Origin of the sequence: Allobosea eneae, assembly GCF_042657265.1 — a bacterium.
Lineage (GTDB): Bacteria > Pseudomonadota > Alphaproteobacteria > Rhizobiales > Beijerinckiaceae > Allobosea > Allobosea eneae.
Map to the genome: position 1 here is coordinate 1 of NZ_JBHSLW010000044.1, position 5,324 is coordinate 5,324.

At 61.3% G+C, this 5,324-nt stretch carries 5 protein-coding genes; all 5 read right to left on the minus strand.

The window, feature by feature from the left end; translation table 11 throughout:
* Positions 1 to 90: 90 nt before the first annotated feature.
* Entirely contained in the window at positions 91 to 657 is a 567-nt protein-coding gene (locus ACFPOB_RS24135; RefSeq protein WP_377800904.1) for a carbohydrate ABC transporter permease, read from the minus strand.
* 20 nt (positions 658 to 677) lie between these two features.
* Positions 678 to 1,853, minus strand: a complete 1,176-nt coding sequence (locus ACFPOB_RS24140) for an ABC transporter ATP-binding protein (protein ID WP_377800905.1) — start codon at positions 1,851 to 1,853, stop codon at positions 678 to 680.
* A gap of 69 nt (positions 1,854 to 1,922) precedes the next feature.
* Positions 1,923 to 3,296, minus strand: coding sequence for an extracellular solute-binding protein (locus ACFPOB_RS24145; protein ID WP_377800906.1), 1,374 nt, complete (start codon positions 3,294 to 3,296; stop codon positions 1,923 to 1,925).
* A gap of 149 nt (positions 3,297 to 3,445) precedes the next feature.
* The gene (locus tag ACFPOB_RS24150; RefSeq protein ID WP_377800907.1) at positions 3,446 to 4,204 is read right to left on the minus strand and encodes a GntR family transcriptional regulator; all 759 of its coding nucleotides are present in this window, start codon (positions 4,202 to 4,204) and stop codon (positions 3,446 to 3,448) included.
* Positions 4,201 to 4,866 carry a class I SAM-dependent methyltransferase gene (locus ACFPOB_RS24155; protein ID WP_377800908.1) on the minus strand — a complete coding sequence of 222 codons (666 nt, stop codon included), beginning with the start codon at positions 4,864 to 4,866 and terminating at the stop codon, positions 4,201 to 4,203. The genes ACFPOB_RS24150 and ACFPOB_RS24155 overlap by 4 nt, the downstream gene beginning before the upstream one ends.
* Positions 4,867 to 5,324: the final 458 nt, after the last annotated feature.

Below are 5,324 nucleotides of genomic sequence, written 5' to 3' on the forward strand. Positions count from 1 at the left end.
TTCGCCCTCAAATCCACGCTGGAAAAACAGGCCGCATGAGGCCAGAAACGAAACCCAGGACTCTCCCTCAGACCGGAGGAGAAAAGGGTCTCAGGTCACATCGTAAAGCTCGGCTGGAATGGCCTTGAGCCCCGCGAGGAACAAGATCATGGCGTAGCCGAGATTCTGCCAGACAAAGATCAGGCCGAGCACGGGCAGGGCCGTGCTCTCCTCGCGCAGCCAGTTGATGGCGGGCAAGCCGGCGAGGCGCATCAGCTGATTGACGAGGCCGACAGTCGGATGCAGCAACGCTTCCCACGCCATCGCCATGGCGACCATTGTCGCCATGAAGGGAAGAAAATGAACCGCGCGATAGAAGGCGCGCAGGCTCCTGCCGCTCTCGATCAGCAAAGCAATAGCCAATCCGAGGAGGGCTGTGAACGGCACCGTCGTGGACACGAAAGCGAGTGTGTTGAGGAACGATTGGCGGAACGTGGTGTCTTCGAGAAGCGCGGCAAAGTTCTCTGCGCCGACGAAGTAGAGCGAGCGCGCCCCGAACTGCCAGTCCGTCGCCGCGATGACAAAGACACCTAGCGAAGGCAGGATGTACAAGGCGAGCAAAAGTGCCAGCGCAGGGCCGGCGAGGACATAGGCGGTCCAGTTGTCGCCAATGCGCAAGAAGCGGGAAGCAGACGGGGTCATGTCTCGGCCAGTACACGGGAGAGCAGGGCGTGGGGCCGTTCCCTCGGGAAGCGCAGCCTTCTGCCGTCCTGATCGAAGAGTAGCGCGGCTGCGGGATCGAAGGTCAGCCCGACGACGTCGCCGGCCCTAAGATGGCGGCCGGTTCGTGGCTCCAGGCGGGCGATCAGCTTCTCCGCGCCGTCGGCGGACTCGGCATGCACCAGCAGATCCGATCCCAGATGCTCGACGAGGCGTATGCGAGCCCTCATGGCGGTTTCAGTGTCGTCTTGGGCCAGTCCGATCGCCTCCGGCCTGACGCCGACCGTGATCCGAGCCGCCTTCGCAAGGCGATGATCGAGCGCCAGCAGGCGGCCTGCGGCGTGCAGAGATCCATCGTCCGCGACATGGGCGGCAATCAGGTTGATGCGCGGAGAGCCAATGAAGGTGGCGATGCGAATGTCCTCGGGGTCGTCGTACAGAACATGCGGTGCAGCGATCTGAATCAGTTCGCCATCGATCATCACGCCGACCCGATCCGACATGGTCATGGCTTCCGACTGGTCGTGGGTGACGTAGACGAAGGTTGCCCGCAGCTTCGCGTGCAGTTCCTTGATCTCGGTACGCATCTGGACACGCAATTTCGCGTCTAGGTTCGAGAGCGGCTCGTCCATCAGAAAGACCTTGGGACGACGTACCATTGCACGAGCGACTGCAACCCTCTGGCGTTGCCCTCCCGACAGTTGCCCCGGCTTCCGCCCGAGCAGAGGCGTGAGCTCCAGCGCGCCGGCGACGGAGCGCACATCTTGAGCGATAGCGGCGCTTACGGCGCGCGCACCGGGCAGAAAGCGCCCGATCAGAGGCAGTCGCTGTGCGGTTGTGAGACGACGCATGAGGAGCGGCACCGAGATGTTGCGCTCGACGCTCATATGCGGATAGAGCGCGTAGGACTGAAAGACCATCGCGACATCGCGCGCCTTCGGGCGCACGTACGCCATGGAGCGGCCATCGATCTCGACCGCCCCCTCATCCTGCACCTCGAGCCCCGCGATAATCCGTAGCATGGTCGATTTGCCGCAGCCGGATGGTCCGACGATCGAGACGAACTCGCCGTCGGCGATGTCGAGGGAGACGCCGCTCAGAACCGGGACAGAGCCGAAGGACTTGTGAAGGGCTCTCAGGGTGACGGTACCCATTCTATATGTCCTCACTATCCGGATCGTGGCGGGCGACTGCCCGAGCCGCGTGCGCAACACTGGCTCTTGTCATCGTTCGGCAAGCGTCTTTCGGGTGATTTCCGCCATCACGGGGAGAACTTCGCCTGCCTTGGCGCTGCGCTGCACGACGCGCCGGAGCTGCTCGACGATCAACCGGCTGGCCTTGAGGCCGTTAGGACCGGGGAAGTTGTACCAGCCCGTCATCAGCGGCAGCTGGCGGGCGGTCACGGCGTAGTTCGGATTGTCTCGCAGGAAGTCGCCGAGCGGGCCGACGCGCTCGAACAGGTCCGGATCGATCGGCATGTAACCGGTTTCGCGCACCATGATCTCTTGGGCGACAGGTCCGGTCGCGAATTTGATGTAACGCCAAGCCGCGTCCTGTTTCGCTTCGTCGTCCGTGAACATCACCAGGGCATTGCCGCCGGCCGGCAAGCGTGCGAGCTCTGAGGAGACTGGGAAGGGTCCCGTTCCGACCGAGAATGCCGAACCGACCTGCTCTCCGACATTGGCGAGATAGCTGCTTGAGGCCATCATGATGCCCAGCTTGCCAGCGACGAACGCTTGGCGGGCTTGATTATAGGACAAATCCGGCATCTTCGCTTCGTCGGCGGCTCTCGCCAGAACCTCCAGGGCGCGTCGACCGTGCTCGCCTTGGAAGTCGATATCCGTCTCGGCGGCGTTCATAAGCTTGCCGCCGAACGACTCCACCAGCGCCTGCCAATACCAGATGTCGCCGGAGTAGCGCAGCCAGAGCCCGCTCATGCCGTCGCCCAGCGCTGCTATTCTTGCCCCCAGGGCGATGATGCCGTTCCAGTCCGACGGCAGTTTGTCGGGATCGCCGCCGACTTTCCTCACCAGATCCTTGTTGAAATAGGCGATCGGCAGCGAGATGCAGAAGGGGATGGCCGTCTGTCGGCCGTAATAGCGGGCAAGCCCCAGATTGCCGTCATTGTAGCCGAGCGCAGCGACATCCGGCTCGAGTGCTAAGAACCTGTTCAGATCAATGATGTTGCCACGATCCGTGAGCGTCCGGATTGTGTCGAGGCCGAAATAGCCGACATCCGGCAACCGTCCGATCACCGCTTCGCGAAGCGCCTGTTGCAGCGCGGCCCCGTAGCTTTCCGCCGGGGGACGCAGGACGATCTCGACCTGCGGATTTCGCTGCATGAATTCTCGCGCGATCGCCTCCTGCACTGGGCGATGCATGGCGGGGCGCTGGCATTCGCCGTCTGTGATGAGATCGAGCCCGGCGCGCTCTTGCTCGTCGATCGCCAGCCTAGCGGCGTCCCGGCGCGCCATATCCAAATAGTCTGGACCGACGCGCCAGTTCGAGCCATCCAGCCGAAAAGCGCGATCACGACGATAGAGCCAATCCGGCTTTGTATAGCTTCCGACAATCTGTGTCGTAAGTGGCTTCAGCATGGTAATTCTCTCATATGGCTAAAGGTGTGCGTCATCGTGCGGGCATCCGGAGTCGGGCGTCCGATAGTTAATTCTACGTTTTTAAGATCAGTATTTTATTATAAATAGTTACCGATTCTGTGTTTTATTATTCATGCGTATTGTTGTTTTCAGTTTCTGAAATTCAGATCCAGCGCAAAGCCGGGCGCGACGCTGCAATTGTACTCCATTATTCCGAACCCCTTGATCTGTCCCCTGCTCTGTATCTGAAGAACCGCCGCATTCGAAGCCATGTCGAGATAAGATGCCTCTTCCTCCGTGGGCAGCCTCGCCGATACCTTCGTCGCGACGCGATCGAGAGTGCCAAGGCCAAGCTTCTCGAAGACGCAGGTCACGGATAGTTCCGAGCAGTAGAGCGCAACGAGGTCCGGACAGAACGCTTTCGGGTAGTACCGCGTCGACAGAACGAGCGGGACGCCGTCACCGGACATGACGCTGCTCAGGCGAGAGACCTCCGTGCCTGGAGCAATGTCGAGCATGTTTGCGACGACGGCATCGGCCAGGATCGTATCTGCCGAGAGACACCGACGCGCGACATGCACGCCGCCTCCCTCCAGCGTGTCTCGGAAGCGCGAATTGCTGTCGACGGTGTAGGTATGGCTGCGCATCGTCGCAAAACTGCCGCTTCCGTTGACGATGCGGATCAGCCCGGCCTGTGAGAGAGCGAGCAAGGCCCGACGCACGGTCGTTCGGCTGACGCGGAAGCGATTGGCGACTTCCTGCTCGGACGGCAAGCGCTCGCCGGCCGGATACCGTTTCGCCAGGATCTCCTCTTCCAAGGCGCCGCGAACGGCACGCCAGCCCTGTCCGGTCTCCGACTCAGTCACGTCAACCGTTTTCGCGGCTGCTTCGGTGCGCGGCAGGTTCACAACAGACGTTCCGCAACCAGATGCCAATGCCAACTACCAGCTTTCGAGTGATCCTCGTCCGTTAAGGAAAGCAGCTCGAAGCCGGAGAACAGAACGACCAGTTCGGCCGCGTCGCAATAGAAATGAGGATGCGATTTGTCGTCCCCGCGGTCATCGTCGTTCACGAATGTGTTCGGCGCTATCTCGGTCCCGACGTTGTAGAGTCGGTTCCGCTTGGACAGCATCGTCCCCTGGTAGACCCCGCCGGGCCGCAGAACGCGCCGAATCTCGGACACCGCGTTGCCGACGATGCGAGGATCGCCGTGATAGATCACGTTGAAGGCGAGCACGTAGTCGAACGAGGCGTCAGCAAACGGCAGTTCCATCATCGTTGCGACGCGCGCGTCGATCATCAACTCCTCCTCGGCGGCTTTACGCCGGAGTTCATCGATGCCAGACTCGGCCATGTCGGTCGCAGCCACCTGAAAGCCCGCGCGAGCGAACATCAGAGCGTGGCGTCCGACCCCGCAGCCCAGATCCAGCACGCGGCGCATCCCGAGGCTCTGCCGCAGAGTTACGGCGTAGGTGGCAACGTCAGGCGCGGGAGTTTCCCAAGCGGCTCGACTGTCCGGCGAGCTCCAGATCTGATTCCAGGCGACGTGGGCCGTAGCAGTATTCGTCATGATAATTCTTCCCGTATTCATGCGTGCATTTTCATATCTGTCGCGTTCGCCACCGGTGCCCTTCGACCCCTGAGGTCAACCTGTAGTGATAGGTTGGTAGTTTGGGCTCGTGACATCTGAATGACGCGCGTCTCGTCGCCGACGAGAGCGTGGGCGGGTGCTACGCTGCGCTGAACTGCGAGGAGGAGGTGCAGCGGCAATCGGAAAAATTCACGTGCTTGCTTTTCGATCGCTTGATGCGGTCAAGATTTGGCCAGAAAAATGGTCGAAAGACCTCAGCGGTGAGAAAAAGCAGTCCGCCAATAGACAGCAGTAGAACTACCATTGAGGTGTTTCGCTCGCGACGTCGTGCTCACCGCTAAGAGTCCGTCCCGGAACTCATGACGCTCGCGCGATGCGGCGGATAAGAACCATGGCGGCGGCTGCGTAGAGGAAGGCCGTCGCGGAGGCGATGGTGG

Excerpts from the sequence above, each read along its gene's own strand:
- ACFPOB_RS24140 (WP_377800905.1), bottom strand. The coding sequence starts at position 1,853 with ATGGGTACCGTCACCCTGAGAGCCCTTCACAAGTCCTTCGGCTCTGTC.
- ACFPOB_RS24145 (WP_377800906.1), bottom strand. The coding sequence starts at position 3,296 with ATGCTGAAGCCACTTACGACACAGATTGTCGGAAGCTATACAAAGCCG.
- ACFPOB_RS24155 (WP_377800908.1), bottom strand. The coding sequence starts at position 4,866 with ATGACGAATACTGCTACGGCCCACGTCGCCTGGAATCAGATCTGGAGC.